Origin of the sequence: Cryobacterium sp. RTC2.1, assembly GCF_035018685.1 — a bacterium.
GTDB lineage: Bacteria > Actinomycetota > Actinomycetes > Actinomycetales > Microbacteriaceae > Cryobacterium > Cryobacterium glucosi.
Genome location: NZ_JASJXJ010000069.1, coordinates 1 through 19148, shown reverse-complemented (window position 1 = coordinate 19148; position 19148 = coordinate 1). Strand labels below are relative to the sequence as shown.

16 protein-coding genes are annotated in these 19148 nt (G+C 68.3%); 5 read left to right on the top strand and 11 right to left on the bottom strand.

Annotated features, from left to right (window positions below; genetic code table 11):
- Together QN357_RS10330 and pknB are read left to right on the top strand one after the other, a co-directional pair.
- Nucleotides 1-786: LysM peptidoglycan-binding domain-containing protein (locus QN357_RS10330; protein WP_323504865.1), on the top strand; the 786-nt coding region annotated here is incomplete at its 5' end.
- A 60-nt stretch (nt 787-846) separates the two neighbouring features.
- Nucleotides 847-2802: a Stk1 family PASTA domain-containing Ser/Thr kinase gene (pknB, locus tag QN357_RS10325; protein ID WP_322135944.1), complete on the top strand. Its 1956-nt coding sequence runs from the start codon at nt 847-849 to the stop codon at nt 2800-2802.
- A gap of 201 nt (nt 2803-3003) precedes the next feature.
- Here the strand turns inward: pknB and QN357_RS10320 are convergent, their stop codons facing one another.
- From QN357_RS10320 to QN357_RS10310, 3 genes are all read right to left on the bottom strand, one after another.
- The gene (locus QN357_RS10320) at nt 3004-4374 is read right to left on the bottom strand and encodes a class II 3-deoxy-7-phosphoheptulonate synthase (protein WP_370295004.1); all 1371 of its coding nucleotides are present in this window, start codon (nt 4372-4374) and stop codon (nt 3004-3006) included.
- A gap of 84 nt (nt 4375-4458) precedes the next feature.
- Nucleotides 4459-5148, bottom strand: coding sequence for a lysophospholipid acyltransferase family protein (locus QN357_RS10315; RefSeq protein WP_134558345.1), 690 nt, complete (start codon nt 5146-5148; stop codon nt 4459-4461).
- A 30-nt stretch (nt 5149-5178) separates the two neighbouring features.
- Complete coding sequence (locus tag QN357_RS10310) at nt 5179-6126, bottom strand: ROK family glucokinase (protein WP_134446108.1); 948 nt, start codon at nt 6124-6126, stop codon at nt 5179-5181.
- A 168-nt stretch (nt 6127-6294) separates the two neighbouring features.
- Here QN357_RS10310 and QN357_RS10305 point away from each other — a divergent pair, with 168 nt between their 5' ends.
- The gene (locus QN357_RS10305; protein WP_322135945.1) at nt 6295-8130 is read left to right on the top strand and encodes an AMP-dependent synthetase/ligase; all 1836 of its coding nucleotides are present in this window, start codon (nt 6295-6297) and stop codon (nt 8128-8130) included.
- Between the two features lie 7 nt (nt 8131-8137).
- Here the strand turns inward: QN357_RS10305 and def are convergent, their stop codons facing one another.
- The 3 genes from def to QN357_RS10290 form a co-directional block, all read right to left on the bottom strand.
- Nucleotides 8138-8629 carry a peptide deformylase gene (gene def, locus QN357_RS10300; protein WP_134446110.1) on the bottom strand — a complete coding sequence of 164 codons (492 nt, stop codon included), beginning with the start codon at nt 8627-8629 and terminating at the stop codon, nt 8138-8140.
- Nucleotides 8630-8680: 51 nt separating this feature from the next.
- On the bottom strand, nt 8681-10045 hold the full coding sequence (locus QN357_RS10295; protein WP_322135946.1) for a MinD/ParA family protein: 1365 nt from the start codon (nt 10043-10045) through the stop codon (nt 8681-8683).
- 89 nt (nt 10046-10134) lie between these two features.
- Nucleotides 10135-13539 (bottom strand): pyruvate carboxylase, encoded by a 3405-nt coding sequence (locus QN357_RS10290; protein WP_322135947.1) that lies wholly within the window; start codon nt 13537-13539, stop codon nt 10135-10137.
- 77 nt (nt 13540-13616) lie between these two features.
- Here QN357_RS10290 and QN357_RS10285 point away from each other — a divergent pair, with 77 nt between their 5' ends.
- Nucleotides 13617-14423: a ParA family protein gene (locus QN357_RS10285; protein ID WP_134446112.1), complete on the top strand. Its 807-nt coding sequence runs from the start codon at nt 13617-13619 to the stop codon at nt 14421-14423.
- Nucleotides 14424-14641: 218 nt separating this feature from the next.
- Here QN357_RS10285 and QN357_RS10280 read toward each other — a convergent pair whose 3' ends face one another.
- From QN357_RS10280 to QN357_RS10260, 5 genes are all read right to left on the bottom strand, one after another.
- The gene (locus QN357_RS10280; RefSeq protein WP_134446113.1) at nt 14642-15193 is read right to left on the bottom strand and encodes a MerR family transcriptional regulator; all 552 of its coding nucleotides are present in this window, start codon (nt 15191-15193) and stop codon (nt 14642-14644) included.
- 190 nt (nt 15194-15383) lie between these two features.
- Complete coding sequence (locus QN357_RS10275) at nt 15384-16082, bottom strand: MerR family transcriptional regulator (protein ID WP_134558341.1); 699 nt, start codon at nt 16080-16082, stop codon at nt 15384-15386.
- The gene (locus tag QN357_RS10270; protein WP_134446136.1) at nt 16082-16495 is read right to left on the bottom strand and encodes an FHA domain-containing protein; all 414 of its coding nucleotides are present in this window, start codon (nt 16493-16495) and stop codon (nt 16082-16084) included. Before QN357_RS10270 ends, QN357_RS10275 begins: the two co-directional genes overlap by 1 nt.
- Before the next feature lie 86 nt (nt 16496-16581).
- Nucleotides 16582-17199, bottom strand: coding sequence for a CDP-alcohol phosphatidyltransferase family protein (locus QN357_RS10265; protein ID WP_322140785.1), 618 nt, complete (start codon nt 17197-17199; stop codon nt 16582-16584).
- Nucleotides 17200-17227: 28 nt separating this feature from the next.
- A complete protein-coding gene (locus QN357_RS10260) occupies nt 17228-18091 on the bottom strand; it encodes a Ku protein (RefSeq protein WP_134446116.1) in 864 nt (287 codons plus the stop codon).
- A gap of 114 nt (nt 18092-18205) precedes the next feature.
- On the opposite strand from QN357_RS10260, the gene ligD reads away from it, so the two are divergent.
- The coding region (gene ligD / locus QN357_RS10255) for a non-homologous end-joining DNA ligase (RefSeq protein ID WP_323504864.1) at nt 18206-19148 on the top strand (943 nt) is incomplete at its 3' end.

Here is a 19148-nt window from a genome sequence, read left to right as displayed (position 1 = left end):
GTCGCGGCCGTGCTGAGCGCCAACGGCCTCGACAGGGCGAGTATCATCTTTCCGGGCCAGGCCCTCGTCATTCCCACCGGTTCGGCCCCGGCAGCAGCGGCCCCGGCTGTTGCGCTCGTCAGCGCGACGACCGCCGCGCCCGGCGCGAGTCACACGATCGCAACGGGAGAAACCGTCTCGACGATCGCGGCAGCCGCCGGAGTGTCCATCCGCGCGATCCTGCAGGCGAACAACCTCGGCTGGTCGAGCATCATCTACCCCGGCCAGCAGCTCTCGATCCCCGCGCCCGCGGCGGAATCGGTCGCCACGGCGTCCGTCACCCCGTTGCAGGCGCCCGAACCCGGGCCGGCTCCCACTGCCGTCCTCGGCCAGGTCACGCCGCTCTCCGACGAAATGCGCGCCAACGCCCGGATCATCGTGGCGACCGGCCGTGCGGCCGGCGTGAACGACCAGGGCCTCGTCATCGCCCTCGTCGCCGCCGCCCAGGAATCGGGACTGCGGAACGTCCACTACGGCGACCGGGACTCACTCGGACTCTTCCAGCAGCGCCCAGGCAAGGGGTGGGGGTCGCCGGACCAGGTGATGGACCCGGTCCGGGCGAGCCAGGCGTTCTTCGGCGGCGCCGGGAACCCCAACCCCGGGGTCACCAGGGGGCTGCTCGACATTCCCGGCTGGGACGGACTCTCCGTCACCCAGGCGGCGCAGGCCGTGCAGCTCTCCGCCTTCCCCGACTACTACGCGAAGTGGGAGACCTCTGCCCGTTTTTGGCTCTCCGAACTCGGCTGATCAGCCGTGCCGTGCGAGTGTCCAGCAGCGGATCTGCCCGCTTCTCCCTAGACTCGACTGGTGAGCGATAGTCCTGCCGATCCGATGATCGGCCGTCTGATAGACGGCCGATATCAGGTGCGCTCTCGCATCGCCCGGGGCGGAATGGCGACCGTTTACCTCGCCACCGACCTGCGCCTCGAGCGCCGGGTGGCGCTCAAGGTGATGCACGGCCACCTTGCCGACGACAATGCCTTCAAGGCGCGGTTCGTCCAGGAGGCCCGTTCGGCTGCGCGCCTCGCCCACCCGAACGTCGTCAACGTCTACGACCAGGGCCAGGACGCCGACATGGCGTACCTCGTGATGGAGTACCTGCCGGGCATCACGCTGCGCGACCTGCTCAAGGACTACGGGCGCCTCACGAGCGAACAGACCATCGACATCCTCGAGGCGGTGCTGTCCGGCCTCGCCGCAGCGCACAAGGCCGGCATCGTGCACCGCGACCTGAAACCCGAGAACGTGCTGCTCGCCGATGACGGGCGGATCAAGATCGGCGACTTCGGGCTCGCCCGCGCCGCGAACAACAACACCGCAACCGGGCAGGCGCTGCTCGGCACGATCGCCTACCTCTCCCCCGAGCTCGTCACGCGCGGTATCGCCGATGCGCGCAGCGACATCTACGCCCTCGGGATCATGACCTACGAGATGCTCACCGGCGAACAGCCGTACGTCGGCGAGGCTCCGATGCAGATCGCATACCAGCACGCCAATGACACGGTGCCGATGCCGAGCCTGCGCGTCATGACCGTCCCGCACGAACTCGACGAGCTCGTGAGCTGGGCGACCGCCAGGGACCCCGAGCAGCGCCCCCGGGACGCGAAGGTCATGCTCGACCAGCTCCTCGACGTCGAGAAGCAGATGCGCCCCTTCGACGGCGAAACCGGAGTGCAGCAGACCCTGCTGATGCCGAGCGGTGCGGCGGCCGCCCAGGCCGATGCCGACACCATGATCTTCGGCGCCGCGGCGCAGGCGCAGGCCCCCGGTGCGACGACCGTGCTGCCCGCGCCCGTCGTGAAGCCGCCGAAGGACGCGGAACTCCTCAGCACGAAGACCCGACGCCGCAAGGTACGCGGGTACTGGCTCTTCGCGCTCGTTCTCCTGCTCGCCGGCCTCGGCACGGGCACCGGCTGGTACTTCGGCAGCGGCCCCGGGTCACAGGTCGAGGTGCCGTCACTCGTCTCCGTCGCCCCGGACGCCGCCGCCGCCCAGCTCGCCGAACTCGGACTCCAGTCCGCTCTCGCGCAGCAATACAGCGGAACCATTGCGGCAGGACTGGTCGCGAGCACCGACCCCGGCGAAGGCGGCCACGTGAAGAAGGGCAACGCGGTCACGCTCTACGTCTCGCAGGGGCCGCAGCCGATCACGCTTCCCCCGCTCGCCGGCCTCACCACGGATGCCGCGTCCTCCGCTGTCACGGGGCTGAACGCCGCGATCGGCACGGTGGACCAGGTCTTCTCCGGCGAGGTCGCCGCCGGCATCGTCATGTCGGCGACCCGGGAGAGCGATGGCACCGAGGTCTCCCAGGGCGGCCCGTACTTCGAAGGCATGAAGGTCAACCTCGTCGCCTCGCTCGGCTCGGTGCCGAACGTCTCGGGCAAGTCGGTCGACACCGCGACGTCGCTCCTGCACGACAAGGGACTGAAGGCGACGACCGGCGGCTCGGAGCATAGCGAGACAATCGACAAGGGCGACGTGATCAGGGCGGCACCCCAGAACGACGGGCCCGTGCGTGTCGGCGACACCTACGTGCTCACAACGTCCGATGGGCCTGCGCCGGTGGTAGTGCCCAACGTCATCGGCATGCCCTGGGTCGATGGAAAGGCAGCCCTAGAGGCACTCGGCTTCAGGCTCCAGTATGGACCGCTGGCGGACGCGCTTGGAGTCGGCGGCGCCACCGTGAAGTCGACCGATCCCAAGGCCGGAACTTCGGTGCCCAAGGGCAGCACGATCACGATGACCGGGACGACGATCTTCTAGAACGCGGAGCATTTCGGTGGTACTGGGCCACCATTCCTTGTTGAGCGGCGCAGTACGTGCTCCCGGCACAGGCCGGCGCGTCTATGTCTCGCGCTGGCGGCATCCGCTCCAGGAGGCAAGAGGCGCCGGATGCGCCGAGTGCCGCCGCCCTGCCGGGTGATCTCGGCGGGTACGGCGGCACTCTGGCGGGATGCCTGCGGGTCAGCGGGCTGCGAGCTCCTCGGCGACGAGGAAGGCGAGCTCGAGGGACTGCATGTGGTTGAGCCGCGGGTCGCAGAGCGATTCGTAGCGGGTCGCGAGGTCGGCCTCGTCGATGTGCTCCGAGCCGCCGAGGCACTCGGTGACGTCGTCGCCGGTGAGCTCGACGTGCACGCCGCCCGGGTGGGTTCCGACCGCGCGGTGGGCCTCGAAGAAGCCGCGGACCTCGTCGACGACGTCGTCGAAACGACGCGTCTTGTACCCGGTCGGCGTGGTCACGCCGTTGCCGTGCATCGGGTCCGTGATCCAGAGCGGCTTGGCCTCGCTCGCCTTGATCGCCTCGAGGAGCGGCGGGAGCGCGTCGCGCACCTTGCCTGCTCCCATCCGGGTGATGAAGGTGAGGCGGCCGGGCTCGCGGTTCGGGTCGAGCTTGTCGACGAGGCGCAGCATGTCGTCTGCCGAGGTGCTCGGGCCGAGCTTGACCCCGATCGGGTTCCGCACCCGGGACAGGAAGTCGACGTGGGCGCCGTCGAGGTCGCGGGTGCGCTCACCGATCCAGATGAAGTGCGCTGAGGTGTTGTACGGGGTTCCGGTGCGGGAGTCGATCCGCGTCATCGGGCGCTCGTAGTCCATCAGCAGGCCCTCGTGGCTCGTGTAGAACTCGGTGCGACGCATCGCCTCGAAGTCAGCACCGCACGCGATCATGAACTTGATGGCCCGGTCGATCTCCTTGGCCACCTTCTCGTAGCGCTGGTTCGCGGGGTTCGCGGCGAAGCCCTGGTTCCAGCTGTGCACCTGGCGCAGGTCGGCGAAACCACCCTGGGTGAACGCACGGATCAGGTTGAGCGTCGACGCGGCCGTGTGGTACCCCTTGACCAGTCGGGCAGGGTCTGCCTCGCGGGATTCGGGGGTGAAGTCGTAGCCGTTGACGATGTCGCCGCGGTAGGCAGGCAGGGTGACGCCGCCGCGGGTCTCGAAGTCACTCGAGCGCGGCTTCGCGAACTGGCCGGCCATCCGGCCCATCTTGATCACGGGCATCGAGGCGCCGTAGGTGAGCACGACGGCCATCTGCAGCACGGTCTTGACCCGGTTGCGGATCTGCTCAGCGGTCGCACCGCTGAAGGTCTCCGCGCAGTCGCCGCCCTGGAGCAGGAAGGCGTGCCCTGCGGCGGCCTGGGCGAGCCGGTCGCGCAGGATGTCGACCTCGCCGGCGAAGACCAGGGGCGGCTGCGTCGACAGTTCGGCGGATGCCGCTGCGACGGCGCCTGCGTCCGGCCACGTCGGCTGCTGCTTGATGGGAAGAGTGCGCCAATAGTCCAGACCGGCGATCACAGCTTCATCGGCCACAACGACGGGTTCGGTAGTGTCTACCACAGGACTATCTCTGTTTTCTCTTGGTTGGCGCGCGGAGTGCGCGCCAGGGGACTGGCTGGAAGAGCCGGGAAGGGATACGCGATCTTATCGCGAAAGACTGGCGCGCTTTTCTTTCACGCTCGTGGCGTACACGTCGACGTACTCCTGCTTGCTGAGCGCCTGGAGCTCGTACATCAGCTCGTCGGTCACGCTGCGGAGCACGAACCTGTCCCCCTCCAGCCCCTCGAAGCGGCTGAAGTCGAGGGGTTTTCCGATCACGATCCCGATCCGGCGGATCTTCGGGATCCTCGTGCCGGTCGGCATGGCCTTCTCGGTGTCGATCATCGCAACGGGAACGACGGGCACCCCGGCCTCGAGGAGCATCCGGGCCACCCCGGTGCGGCCGCGGTACATCTTCGCGTCGGGGCTGCGGGTGCCCTCCGGGTAGATGCCGAGCACGCCGCCGCCGGAGAGGACCCGCAGGCCCGTGTTGAGCGAGTCCTCGGAGGCCTTGCCGCCCGAGCGGTCGATGGGGAGCTGACCGGTCGCCTTGAAGAACTGCTTCGTCGCCCAGCCCTTGAGCCCGGTTCCGGTGAAGTATTCGCTCTTGGCGAGGAAGATCACCCGGCGCGGCACCACGAGCGGCAGGAACACCGAGTCGATGAACGAGAGGTGATTGCTCGCGAGGATGACTCCCCCGGTCCTGGGAATGTTCTCGAGGCCCACCACCCACGGCCGGAAGAGCCCCAGTAGAAGGGGTCCGACGACAATGTTTTTCATGATCCAGTAGAACATCGGTCGCTCTCTTCTTGGGTCGGGCACAGCCTAGATCGGGAAGACGTGCTTCCGCGCCAGGTCTGCAGCGCCGACAACTCCGGCATCGTTGACGAGTTGGGCAATCGCGAATTCTGCTTCGGGATGGTAGCCCCGTGCCGGAAGGTTTTCGAGGTACGCGGTGCGAATCGGTTCGAGGAGCAGCTCGCCGGCGTCGGCGACTCCCCCGCCGAAGACGAAGATCTGCGGGTCGAGCACGGCCGCGAGCGAGGCGCAGGCCTGGCCGAGCGCGTCGCCGAGCTGGCGGAGGGCCGCGAGTGCCCCCGGGTCGCCGTCCTGGATCAGGCGGCCGACGTCCTTGCCGCTGAGCTTGCCCTTGCGGTCACGGGCGGATGCGAGGCCGAGGCCGATACCGCCGGCATCCGCAAGGGAGTTGGCGATGCGGAGCAGGGCCCTGCCGGAGCCGTACTGCTCGATGCAGCCCTGGGCTCCGCAGCCGCACGGCAGGCCGTCTGGGACGATGCGCACGTGGCCGAGCTCGGCGCCGCAGCCGAAGCCGCCGCGGAACAGGCGGTCGTTGGAAACGATCGCGCCGCCGACACCGGTGCCGATGGTCAGCGTGACCATGTCGCTGTAGACCTGGCCCGCGCCGAAGCAGAATTCGGCCCAACCGGCCGCGTTCGCGTCGTTCTCGATCAGGATCGGGAGGTTGAGCCGCTCTTCGAGGGTCGCCCGGAGCGGTTCGTTGCGCCAGTTGATGTTGGGGGCGTAGTACACCGTGGACTGCGCGGAGTCGATGAAGCCGGCAGCTGCCACGCCGGCCGCGATGACGTCCTCTCCGACGGCGAGTTTCTGGATCATCTCGACAACGGCGTCTTCGATGGCGCGCGGGTCCCCCGCCGTTGTGGGCGTGCGCTCGGAACGGAGAATGGTGCCGAACTCGTCGACCAGGGCTCCAGCTATCTTCGTGCCGCCGATGTCGATTCCAATGGCGTGCACAGCCGGCCTCTTTCGTAGATAGTCTCGGGCATCCGCCCAGCTCAGCACACACTTATGCTGAGGCGTCCCTCTAGAGTGTACTGAGCCGCGGCGCTGCGAGTCGAAACGACTGCTCCGCATTCCGCCCGGCTAGAGTGTGCACATCCGCCCGGTACCAGAGGAGTTGCCGTGAAACAGTTCGATATGCCCGCAGTCGTCCCTGCCGATCCAGGGGCGAACATCACCGACCTCCTCGCAGCTCGCCTCGCCGCGACCCCGGATTCCGTGCTTTTCTCGGTTCCCCGCGGTGCCGGCTGGGCTCCCGTGACCACATCCGAATTCCACCGTCAGGTCGTTGGCCTCGCCAAGGGGCTCGTCGCAGCAGGCATCGAACCCGGCGACAAAATCGGCCTGATGTGCAAGACCCGCTATGAGTGGACCCTGATCGACTTCGCGACCTGGTACGCCGGCGCCGTCCTGGTCCCGGTCTACGAGACCAGCTCTCCCACCCAGATGCAGTGGATCCTCGGCGACTCCGGCGCCGCCGCCGTGATCCTCGAGACCGCCGACCACTTCGCCAAGTTCGACGAGGTGCACCCCGACCTCCCGAACATCGGAACCGTCTGGCAGATCGACCTCGGCGACCTCGCGAAGATCGCCGCCGGAGGTGTCAACGTTCCGGATGCCGAGATCGAGCGCCGCCGCCACCTCGCGACCGGCGCCGACATCGCGACCCTGATCTACACCGCAGGGACCACGGGACGGCCGAAGGGGTGCGTGCTCACGCACTCCAACTTCGTCGAGACCTCCCGGAACGCGGGCGTCGCCCTCTCGGACGTCCTCACCCACGAGGACGGCGCATCCACCCTGCTGTTCATTACGACCGCGCACGTCTTCGCCCGGTTCATCGCCGTACTGTGCGTGCACGGGAACGTGCGGGTCGGACACCAGCCGGACACCCGGCAGTTGCTGCCTGCGCTCGCGACCTTCAAGCCGACGTTCCTTCTCGCGGTTCCGCGGGTGTTCGAGAAGGTCTACAACTCGGCGGAGCAGAAGGCAGAGGCCGCCGGTCGCGGCAAGATCTTCGAGGCGGCCGCGCACCTCGCCGTCAAGCACTCCAAGGCACTCGCCGAGGGAACCCCGGTGAGCCTCTCGATGAAGATCCGGTTCGCGATCTTCGACCGTCTCGTCTACAGCAAGCTCCGCACGGCCATGGGCGGGAAGGTGCGCTACGCCGTCTCCGGCTCCGCTCCCCTCGGCGAGTTCCTCGGCCACTTCTACCACAGCCTCGGCATCAAGATCCTCGAGGGCTACGGGCTCACCGAGACCACGGCCCCTGCGACGGTCGGCCGCACAGACCAGTTCAAGGTCGGTACCGTCGGCCCTCCCATCCCCGGCGTCTCGATCCGCATCATGGACGACGGCGAGATCGAGGTGAAGGGCGTCAACGTCTTCAAGGAGTACTGGCACAACCCGGAGGCGACCCAGGCCGCCTTCGACGACGGCTGGTTCCGCACGGGCGACATCGGCGACTTCGACGCGGACGGCTTCGTCACCATCACGGCACGCAAGAAGGAGATCATCGTCACGGCGGGCGGCAAGAACGTCGCCCCTGCCGCGCTCGAGGACCCGATCCGCTCCAACCCCCTCGTCGGCCAGGTCATCGTCGTCGGGGACCGCAAGCCCTTCATCGCTGCGCTCGTCACACTCGACCCCGACATGCTCGCGGTCTGGCTCCACAACAACGGCGAGGATGCCTCGATGTCACTTGCCGAGGCGGCCGTCAATCCTGCGGTGCTCGCCGAGGTGCAGCGTGCCATCGACCACGCCAACTCCCACGTGTCGCGTGCGGAGTCGATCCGCAAGTTCGTGATCCTCACCGTCGAGCTCACCGAGGACAACGGCTATCTCACGCCGAAGCTCAGCATCAAGCGCGACGTGATCATGCGGGACTTCTCCGCGACCATCGAGGGCATGTACCAGGGCGTGCCCGTCGTCACCGAGCAGAACCCGGTCGTGCGCTGACCGTCGGTCAGAACCAGTCCGACTCGCGGATCTCCTTCATGGCCGCCCGGCGGTTCTCCTTGTCGAGCTTGTCGATGTAGAGGAAACCGTCGAGGTGGTCGGTCTCGTGCTGCAGGGCCTGGGCCATCAGCCCGTCGCCGGCGAGTTCGACGGGCTCGCCGGCGAGGTCGGTTCCGGTGACCCTCGCGAACGGGTACCGCTTGGTGGGGTACCACAGGCCGGGAACGGACAGGCAGCCCTCTTCGACGAGGGCGGGCTCGCCGGATACCTCGACGACGACGGGGTTCAGGATGTACCCGATCACGCCATCGACGTTGTAACTGAACGCGCGCAGGTTGACGCCGATCTGGGCAGCGGCGACGCCGGCGCGGCCGGGCAGGCGCACGCTGTCGAGGAGATCGACGACGAGCCGGGTGACCCTGTCGTCGATGATCTCGATCGGCGCGGACACGGTCTTCAAAACGGGATCTCCGAAGAGACGGATCTGGCGCTCAGGCACAGGAATACTCCAAGTCAGTTGGTACGGGCACGTCGGTTGACCGGGTGCGCTTCACGCGCCGCGGTGGGCGGGAAGGCCCTCGACCACGAGAGCAGCAAGGGTGCGGGCGGCAAGCCGGGTGATCGGTTTCAGGTCCTCCCACGAGATCACGCTCCCCGCCGCCAGTTGCGGGTCGTAGGGGATGCGCACGATCTCGCGGACCCTCGACCGGAAGTGCGACTCGATCTCCTCGAGTTTCACGAGGTTGGTGCCCTGGGTCGCGGTGTTGAGCGCGACGATCGAGTTGCGGACGAGGTCGCCGTAGCCGTTGGCGTCGAGCCAGGTCAGGGTCTCAGAGGCGAGCCTGGCTTCGTCGACGCTGCCTCCGGAGACGACCACGATCGAGTCAGCACGCTGCAGGGTCGCCCGCATCACGGAGTGCACGATCCCGGTGCCGCAATCGGTGAGCATGATCGAGTAGTACCGGGCCGCGAGGTCGGCCACGACGTTGTAGTCGTCCTCGTCGAAGGCTTCGGACAGGAGCGGGTCTGTGTCGGAGGCGAGGATGTCGAGCCGGGTCGCGTCGCGGGACACGAGGGTGGAGAAGTCGGTGAAGCCACCGATGGACGCGGCCTTCGTGACGACGTCGCGCACGGTCGACCTCGTCTGCTTGCTGACCCGTTCGGAGAGGGTGCCTCGGTCGGGGTTGGCGTCGACGGCGATGATGCGGTCTTCGCGTGCGTCGGCGAGGGCCATGCCGAGCAGGGCCGTGACCGTGGTCTTGCCGACACCGCCCTTGCGGGTGAGGATCGGCACGAACCGGGTGCCGCCGTCGAACTCCTTGCGGATCAGGGCGTCCATGTCCTTGTGGGCGCGGACCTTCGCCGAGTCGCCGAGGTTGACGAGGTGCAGCGTCGCGGCGTAGACGAAGGCGTTCCAGCCTCCGTGGGGCGGCGGCTGGGTGCGGCGATTGACCGCGAGCAGGCGTTCCGACGTGAGCATGGCCGCCGATTCCGGGACGGTGCCGCCATCGGGGCGCAGGCGCTCCCTGCGGGACTGCGCCGCGGCATCCGCCGGACCGGTCTGCGCAGGGCCGGAGAGGGACTGCACGGCCCCTGCTGCGGCGGCGCCGAGGCGCTCACCCCGGTCGGCGCGGTCGTTCCGGGTCACGCGGTCGCCGGCCGGGACCCGGATGCCCGGCCCGGTGTTGATCTCGATGGTGTGCGTCGCGGGGCGGCCAGCATCGCCCCCGCCTGCGGGGCCGGTACTCCCGAGCGCCGGCGACGCGAGGGGTGCGGCTGCGAGCCCTGCCGGCAGCGCAGCGGCGAGGTTGTCGATCGTGTGCGGCGGCAGCTCGCTGTTGTACTCGTCACCGGGCTGCGCGTCTCCGCCGCCCGTCGAAGAGATTCCGGTATCCGTGCGCTTTTCCGGCACCACAGTCCGTCCCTTCGTCGTGAAAATATCGGCCCGGCCTGGGCCCCCGGCCGGCCGGCGCCACGGTGGGCGACGGCCGATCGACCTTCAGCCTAGCGCGGGCGCACCACCACGAGGAGGTCGCCGGCGTCCACCTGCTGCGTCTTCGGGATCGCCACCCGCTCGACGACACCGGCGATCGGGGAGGTGATGGCCGCCTCCATTTTCATGGCTTCGATGGATGCGACGGTCTGGCCGGCCTCGACGATCGCGCCTTCCTCGACCTGCAGGGTGACCACCCCGGAGAAGGGAGCCGCGACCTGGCCCGGCCGGTTCGCATCCGCTTTCTCGGCGGCCTTGGTGCTCACGGTGATGCCGCGGTCGCGCACGAACACGGGGCGCAGCTGGCCGTTGAGCGTGGTCATGACGGTGCGCATGCCCTTGTCGTCCGCCTCGCCGATCGCCTCGAGTCCGACGTAGAGGCGAACGCCCTTGTCGATCTCGACCGAGTGTTCGATACCCTGCTGCAGCCCGTTGAGGTAGTCGACGGTGTCGACGACGGAGAGGTCGCCGAACAGCTCGCGGATCTGCTCGAACTGGCGGGTCGGTCCGGGGAAGAGCAGCTGGTTGAGCATCGAGCGACGGGTCAGGCTGTCGCCGTCGAGCGCCTCGCGCTCGGGTGCTGTCAGCTCGGTGACGCCGATGTGGATGCTGCGACCGGCGAGCACCTTGCTGCGGAAGGGCTCCGGCCAGCCGCCGGGCAGGTCGCCCAGTTCGCCGGCCATGAAGCCGATCACCGAGTCTGGCACGTCGTAGTTGCCCGGGTTCGCGGCGAAGTCCTCCGGATCGGCGCGGACGGCGGCGAGGTAGAGGGCGAGGTCGCCGACGACTTTGGACGAGGGCGTGACCTTGGGAACGCGGCCGAGGATCTGGTTCGCGGCGGCGTACATGTCCTCGATGAGCTCGAAGTCGTCGGCGAGGCCGAGTGCGACGGCCTGGGTGCGGAGGTTGGAGAGCTGGCCACCGGGGATCTCGTGGCTGTAGACCCGCCCGGTCGGGGCCCGGAGTCCCGATTCGAAGGGGTGGTAGACGCGGCGCACGTCTTCCCAGTACGGTTCGAGGTCGCAGACGGCCTTGAGCGAGATGCCGGTGTCGCGTTCGGTGTGCGCGAGCGCGGCGACGAGCGAGGACGCAGAAGGCTGGCTCGTGGTGCCGGCCATCGGTGCGCTCGCGACGTCGACAGCGTCGGCGCCCGCGCGCGCGGCGGCGAGCAGGGTCGCGAGCTGGCCGCCGGGAGTGTCGTGGGTGTGGACGTGCACCGGGAGCGCGAAGCGTTCGCGAAGCGCTCCGACGAGCTTCTCCGCGGCCGCCGGGCGAAGCAGCCCGGCCATGTCCTTGATCGCAATGATGTGCGCGCCGGTGTCGACGATCTGCTCCGCGAGGCGCAGGTAGTAGTCGAGCGTGTAGAGGTCCTCCGCGGGGTCGAGCAGGTCGCCCGTGTAGCAGAGTGCGACCTCGGCGATGCTCGTTCCGGTGCCGAGGACGGCATCGATCGCCGGGCGCATCTGCGAGACGTCGTTGAGGGCGTCGAAGATCCGGAAGATGTCGACGCCCGTGTCGGACGCTTCCCGCACGAAGGCGTCGGTGACCTCGGTCGGGTACGGCGTGTATCCGACCGTGTTCCGGCCGCGGAGCAGCATCTGCACGTTGATGTTCGGGAGCGCGGCCCGCAGGGCGGCGAGCCGTTCCCACGGGTCCTCGCCGAGGAAACGGAGCGCGACGTCGTAGGTCGCGCCGCCCCAGGCCTCGATCGAGAGGAGCTCCGGCGTCATCCGGGCGACGTACGGCGCGACGGCGACGAGGTCCCTCGTGCGCACGCGGGTAGCCAGGAGCGACTGGTGGGCGTCGCGGAACGTGGTGTCCGTCACGGCGAGTGCGGTCTGGGCGCGGAGTTCCGCGGCGAAACCGGCCGGGCCGAGCAGCTGCAGCCGCTGGCGGGAGCCCGCGGGGGCCGGGACGCTGAGGTCGAGCTTCGGAAGCTTCTCTGCCGGGTTCAGCAGGGTGATCGGGACCCCGTTCGGCTTGTTGACGGTGACGTCGGCGAGCCAGTTCAGGATCTTCGTTCCACGGTCCTTCGAGACGCGGGCGCGGAGCAGGTCTGGCCGTTCGTCGATGAAGGAGGTGCTGAGGTCGCCGGCCGCGAAGCCCGGGTCTTCCAGGACGGCCTGGAGGAAGGCGACGTTCGTGGAGACGCCGCGGATGCGGAACTCGGCGAGTGCCCGCTTGGAGCGCGTGACGGCTGCGGTGAAGTCGCGACCGCGGCAGGTGAGCTTCGCGAGCATCGAGTCGAAGTGCGGGCTGATCTGCGCGCCCGGGTTGATGGTTCCACCGTCGAGGCGGATGCCTGCCCCGCCGGGTGAGCGATACGTCGTGATCTTCCCGGTGTCCGGCCGGAACCCCATCGTGGGGTCCTCGGTGGTGATGCGGCACTGGAGCGCGGCGCCGCGCAGGTGGATCTGGTCCTGGAGGAGCCCGAGTTCGGCGAGGGTCTCCCCCGCGGCGATGCGGATCTGGGCGACGACGAGGTCGACGTCTGTGACCTCTTCCGTCACGGTGTGCTCGACCTGGATCCGCGGGTTCATCTCGATGAAGACGTGCTGGCCTGCGCGCTCCCCGACGGTGTCGAGCAGGAACTCGACGGTGCCCGCGTTGACGTAACCGATGGAGCGGGCGAAAGCCACGGCATCCGCGTAGAGACGGGTACGGATCTCGTCGCTGAGGTTCGGGGCCGGCGCGATCTCGATGACCTTCTGGTGGCGACGCTGCACGGAGCAGTCCCGCTCGAAGAGGTGCACGGTTTCGCCGGTCGAGTCCGCGAGGATCTGCACTTCGATGTGCCGGGGGCGGAGCACGGCCTGCTCGAGGAACATGGTCGAGTCGCCGAAGGCGCTGTTGGCCTCGCGCATGGCCTCCTCGAGGGAACCGCGCAGGTCCTCTATGCTCGCGACGCGGCGCATGCCGCGGCCGCCGCCGCCGGCGACGGCCTTGGCGAAGATCGGGAAGCCGATGTCGGCAGCTGCGGCGATGAGCTCGTCGAGGTCCTTCGATGGCGCGCTCGACTTGAGCACGGGAACGCCAGCAGCGATCGCGTGCTCCTTGGCGGTGACCTTGTTTCCGGCCATTTCGAGCACGTGCTCGCCGGGGCCGATGAAGGTGATGCCGGCCTCGCGGGCGGCGAGTGCGAGCTCGGGGTTCTCGGAAAGGAAGCCGTAGCCGGGGTAAATGGCGTCGGCGCCGCTCTCGACGGCGACCCGGATGATCTCGCTCACGGTCAGGTATGCCCTGACCGGGTGCCCGGGTTCGCCGATCTGGTACGCCTCGTCCGCCTTCAGGCGATGGAGGGAATTCCGGTCTTCGAACGGATAAACGGCGACGGTTTTCGCGCCGAGTTCATACGCTGCACGAAACGCGCGAATCGCGATTTCTCCGCGGTTGGCAACAAGAATCTTCGTGAACATACAGACCTTTCAGGAGGCGACGGGCACACAGCTGGCGGTTAGGTTCTCTAAGACTAGTGAAGGTAACGTATCTACTTGTGCACGTACTAAGCGTTAGCTCCCTCAAGGGAGGAGTAGGCAAGACCACAGTGACCCTGGGTCTGGCGTCTGCTGCCTTCGCCCGCGGCGTACGGACCCTGGTCGTCGACATCGACCCGCAATCGGACGTGTCGACCGGCATGGACATCGAGGTCGCCGGCCACCTGAACATCGCCGACGTCCTCGCATCCCCCAAGGAAAAGATCGTCCGTGCCGCCATCGTGCCGAGCGGCTGGACCCGCGGCCAGCAGGGCACGATCGACGTCATGATCGGCAGCCCGTCCGCCATCAACTTCGACGGTCCGCACCCGAGCATCCGCGACATCTGGAAGCTCGAAGAAGCCCTCTCGACGGTCGAGAAGGACTACGACCTGGTGCTGATCGACTGCGCGCCCTCCCTCAACGCCCTGACCCGGACCGCGTGGGCGGCGAGCGACCGCGTCGCCGTCGTCACAGAGCCCGGGCTGTTCTCCGTCGCCGCCGCCGACCGCGCACTGCGCGCGATCGAGGAGATCCGCCGCGGACTCAGCCCGCGGCTGCAGCCGCTCGGCATCATCGTGAATCGTGCCAGGATCGCGTCCCTCGAGCACCAGTTCCGGATCAAGGAACTGCGGGACATGTTCGGACCGCTCGTGCTCAGCCCCCAGCTGCCGGAGCGCACGTCGCTGCAGCAGGCGCAGGGCGCCGCGAAGCCGCTGCACACCTGGCCCGGCGACAGCGCGCAGGAGATGGCCCGCTACTTCGACCAGCTGCTCGACCGTATCCTCCGCACCGCACGCATCGGCGAATACGCGGAGCAGCGCTAGGCGGATCCGCCCCCAAACCGGGTCACATTCCCGCGCTGGGTTGCGGACGAAAGACCTTCCCAGGCGGGACGAAGGTGCCTTTTCCGCACCTCGATCGCGGGGGCCGCGAGAAAGCGGGTGTCCTTGCGGCGAGCGAGTCCTGCCAGCGAGCGCGTCTTGCCACCGAGCGAGTCCTGCCACCGAGCCAGTCCTGATGGCGAGCTCGACCTGCTGGTGGGTTAGGAGACCTTGCGGGCGAGGCGGCGGACGGCGAGTTCGTCGGAAGGGTCGGACGGCTGGGAGTCGAGCTCGACGAGGGTCGTCTCGACCTCGCGCAGGACCTTGCCGACGGCGATTCCGAAGACGCCCTGGCCGCGGCTGACGAGATCGATGACCTCGTCGTTGGACGTGCAGAGATAGACGCTCGCGCCGTCGCTCATGAGCGTCGTCTGGGCGAGGTCGCTGACCCCGGACTCGCGGAGCTGGTTGACGGCCGTGCGGATCTGCTGGAGTGAGATGCCGGTGTCGAGGAGGCGTTTGACGAGCTTGAGGACGAGAATGTCGCGGAAGCCGTAGAGCCGCTGCGTGCCGGAGCCGGTCGCACCGCGCACCGTCGGTTCGACGAGTTCGGTACGGGCCCAGTAGTCCAGCTGGCGGTAGGTGATGCCGGCGGCACGGGCCGCGACGGCGCCCCGGTACCCGGAATTCTCATCGAGGTCCGGCATGCCGTCTGTGAACAGGAGTCCGTCACCGTAGCGGGAGGCGTCGTCACGCTTGCTGAGCTCGCTCATACGATGGCCTCTCGGAATGGGGTGCGGCGCGGCCGCAGATGCAACGCTACCGAGGTACTGGACCCAGGCCCGGACATCCGCCCGAACGCGTCGGCGTGTCGTACGACTGCCATCGGTGGGGTTCGCCCGGATCGGATTCGGTCCGGCGGCGCTTCCAGCAGTCTACGACTTCCTGGCGATCCGGCCGAGCTTAACTGGTGAGGCGACCGAGCGCCGAACGGATCAGGCTGCCGCGGATGACTTCGAAATTGCCGGCGATTTCGACGGCCATTTCCGCGGCCTTCGCCCGGCTCGACGCATCCCTGCGTCGGGACAGCGGCACCAGGGCGCTCTCGATCAGCCCCAGTTCCCGTTCTGCCGCGCCGCGGAAGCCGCGCAGGTGCCTCGGTTCGATCCCGCTGTGCTGGAGCTCGACAAGGGCACGCAGGACTCCGAGAGCGTCGTCACCGTACACTTCCGCCGGAAGGATGATCGAGGCGGACACGGCGTCGTGCAGCAGGGCGGCGGATGCCCCGGCCTCGCGGATGAGCTCGTCCCGGCTGAGGCGCCGTTCGGTCGACAGCATCGACGGACCCGGAGTCACTCCCCCGGGCAGCGTCGGCGAGTTGCCGGCGTCGAGGTCGTCGAGGTAGCCCCGGATGACCTTGAGCGGAAGGTACAGGTCGCGCTGCATCGACAGGATCAGGCGGAGCCGGTCGAGGTCGCTCGCGCAGAACTTGCGGTAGCCGGATTCGGTGCGCGCGGGAGAGACGAGGCGCTGCTCCTCGAGGAAGCGCAGCTTCGACGGGGTGAGGTCGGGAAAATCCGGGGTCAGGCGAGCGAGCACCTGTCCGATGCTCAACAGCGACGTCGCACCCGGCTGCCTGGCCTGGGCGGAGGACGCTGCCACTACTCGCTCGCCTGTGGCGCCAGATCGAGTCGCGAGGCGTAGAACGTGAGCCGGAACTTGCCGACCTGGACTTCATCCCTGTCGTGGAGCGCTGCGGTTTCGATGCGCACTCCCTCGAAATAGGTGCCGTTCAGGGAGACGAGGTCCTTGACCTCGAACGAGGTTCCGTGGCGGAGGAACTCGGCGTGCCGACGGGACACGGTCACGTCATCGAGGAAGATGTCCGCGTGCGGGTGCCGACCGACGGTCGTCACATCGGCATCGAGCAGGAACCGGGCGCCCGAGTTCGGACCGCGGCGAACGACGAGGAGAGCCGACCCGGAGGGAAGGGCCGAGATCGCTTCCTGTTCTTCTGCCGTCACGTCGTTGTCGACGGCCGCGAGCTGGGCTGCGAAGCCCTGGCTGAACGTCATCGTCGTGTCGGTGCCGGAATATTCTTCGGGCGCGGCCTTACGCTGGCTCTCATCTGGCTTTTTGGAATCAATCACCGGTACACCTCCTACCCCCCAATCGTATCCGATCGAATGGGCGGTATGGCCCGCGGAATCCGAATCACCCTGGCCGTCTCGAAAGCGTAGATGATTCCGGCCCACCAATACAGGAATGCCCCCCAGATTCCGAAGGCCCAGCCGATCGGAAGGGACCACCAGCCGAGCATCGGGAAAGCCTGGCCGAGCATGATCAGCGGCAGCGCATAAAAGAGGCAGAAGGTCGCGGCCTTGCCGAGCAGGTTGACCGGGAGCGGACCGTAGCCGTGGCTCGCAAGGACGATCCCGAGGCCGAGCAGGAAGACGTCCCTGCCGATCACGATGAGGACGATCCACCAGGGCACGAGGTCGCGCCAGGCCAGGCCGAGGAGCGCCGCGAAGATGTAGAGGCGGTCGGCCGCGGGGTCGAGGAGCTGGCCGAGCCGGGTGATCTGGTTGAAGCGCCGCGCGATCACGCCGTCGAGGTAGTCGGTGAGGCTCGCGACGAGGAGCACGAGGAGGGCCCAGGCATCCGCGCCGCGGACGAGCAGGACGAGGAAGACCGGGACGAGGGTAAGCCGGAGGGCGCTCAGCAGGTTGGGCAGGGTCAGAACCCTGGAACTGATGATGGGTACTTCCGCCCCTGCCATTGTGCGAGTCTACCGATGCGCCGACGCTCTACGGAATGCGCCGTTTCGCGGGCCGCGCCGTGTCGTCGCCCTCCGCTGCGGTGCCGCCCTTCCCTCCTCCCCGGCTGCGCTCGACGCTGCGCCGGAGCGCCTCCATCAGGTCGAGGACCTCGCCGCCGCCGGACTCCTCTCCTGTGGCCTCCCCCGCCTCCCCTGCCTCGGCCGCCTCGACGGTCTCTCCGGCCGCGAGTTTGGCTTCGATCAGCTCCCTGAGCTGGTCCTGGTAGTCGTCGCGGTAGTCCTGGGGGGTGAAGTCGGAGGCGAAGGACTCGACGAGCGCCGCCGAGAGTTCGAGCTCCTGCCGCGAGATCTTCGTGGATTCGGCCAGGGCGGGGAAGTCGGCCTCCCGCACCTCGTCACTCCAGAGCAGCGCCTGCAGGAGCAGCACGTCACCGCGCACCCGGAGCGCGCCGAGCCGGGTCTTCTGGCGGAGTGCGAAACGCACGATCGCGGTGCGGTCGCTCGCCTCGAGCGCGCGCCGGAGCAGGACATACGCCTTGGGCGATGCGCCGTCCGGTTCCAGGAAGTAGCTCTTCTCGAACAGCATCGGGTCGAGCTGCTCGCTCGGCACGAACTCGACGACGTCGATCTCCCTGCTCTTCTCCGCCGGCAGCCTGCGGAGCTCCTCCTCGGTGAGCACGACCGTGTTCTCGCCGTCGTCGTACGCCTTGTCGATGTGGGCGTAGTCGACGATCCGGCCGCAGCGGGAGCACCGCCGCTGGTAGCGGATGCGTCCGCCGTCGGCGTCGTGGACCTGGTGCAGCGCGGTGTCGTGGTCTTCTGTCGCGCTGTAGACCTTGACGGGCACGTTGACGAGGCCGAAGGTGATGGAGCCTTTCCAGATCGATCTCATGCGAACCAGTAGACACCGCATCCGCCGCCCGTACTAGCCGGACGGGGAGTGCGCGGGCATGCTGGTGGAACGGCATCGGGAGAACCCGGGCGAATCGATCGGAACGGAGGCCGGATGAACGAGGCGACGAGCCAGGTCGTGTCCGTCGACGGTCACCGGATCACTCTCACGCACCTCGACAAGGTGCTCTACCCCGAGACCGGCACCACAAAGGCGGATGTCCTCGGGTACTACGCCGCGATCGCCGAGGTGCTCGTGCCGCACGCCGCGAACCGTGCGGCGACCCGCAAGCGCTGGGTGCACGGGGTCGGCACGGTGGAGAAGCCGGAGAAGATGTTCTTCCAGAAGAACCTCGAGGACTCAGCGCCGAGCTGGGTGCAGCGCCACTCGATCGAGCACACCGACCACACGAACGTGTACCCGCTCGTGAACGACGTCGCGACCCTGACCTGGCTCGGGCAGATGTCGGCGCTCGAGCTCCACGTTCCGCAGTGGCAGTTCGGGCGGGACGGCAGCCGGCGCAACCCCGACCGGCTCGTGCTCGACCTCGACCCCGGTGAGGGCGTCACCCTTCCGGAGTGCGCAGAGGTGGCCAGGCTCGCCCGCGCCATCCTGCGCGATATGGGACTCGACCCGCTCCCGGTCACGAGCGGGAGCAAGGGCATCCACCTGTATGCCGCGCTCGACCTGACCCATACCTCCGACGAGATCTCGCAGGTTGCGCACGAACTCGCCAGAGCACTCGAAGCCGACCACCCCGACCTCGTGGTGAGCGACATGAAGAAGTCGATCAGGGGCGGCAAGGTGCTCGTGGACTGGAGCCAGAACAACGCTGCGAAAACCACGATCACGCCGTATTCCCTGCGCGGCACGTTCCGGCCGATGGTCGCGATGCCGCGCACCTGGCGGGAGCTCGCCGAGCCCGGACTCGCCCAGCTCGACTACAAGCAGGCGCTGAGCCGGGTCGAACACGGCGGCGATCCGCTCGCCGCGCTGCTCGGAGCGCACGGTTCGGGGGCGCGCGAACCGGCCCGGGACGCGGCGCGCGATGCGGGGG

Bases quoted from the DNA above. Each gene is read 5' to 3' on its own strand.
- QN357_RS10260 (WP_134446116.1), bottom strand. From the start codon at position 18,091: ATGAGATCGATCTGGAAAGGCTCCATCACCTTCGGCCTCGTCAACGTG.
- QN357_RS10265 (WP_322140785.1), bottom strand. From the start codon at position 17,199: ATGGCAGGGGCGGAAGTACCCATCATCAGTTCCAGGGTTCTGACCCTG.
- QN357_RS10280 (WP_134446113.1), bottom strand. From the start codon at position 15,193: ATGAGCGAGCTCAGCAAGCGTGACGACGCCTCCCGCTACGGTGACGGA.
- QN357_RS10315 (WP_134558345.1), bottom strand. From the start codon at position 5,148: ATGTTCTACTGGATCATGAAAAACATTGTCGTCGGACCCCTTCTACTG.
- QN357_RS10290 (WP_322135947.1), bottom strand. From the start codon at position 13,539: ATGTTCACGAAGATTCTTGTTGCCAACCGCGGAGAAATCGCGATTCGC.
- QN357_RS10270 (WP_134446136.1), bottom strand. From the start codon at position 16,495: ATGACGTTCAGCCAGGGCTTCGCAGCCCAGCTCGCGGCCGTCGACAAC.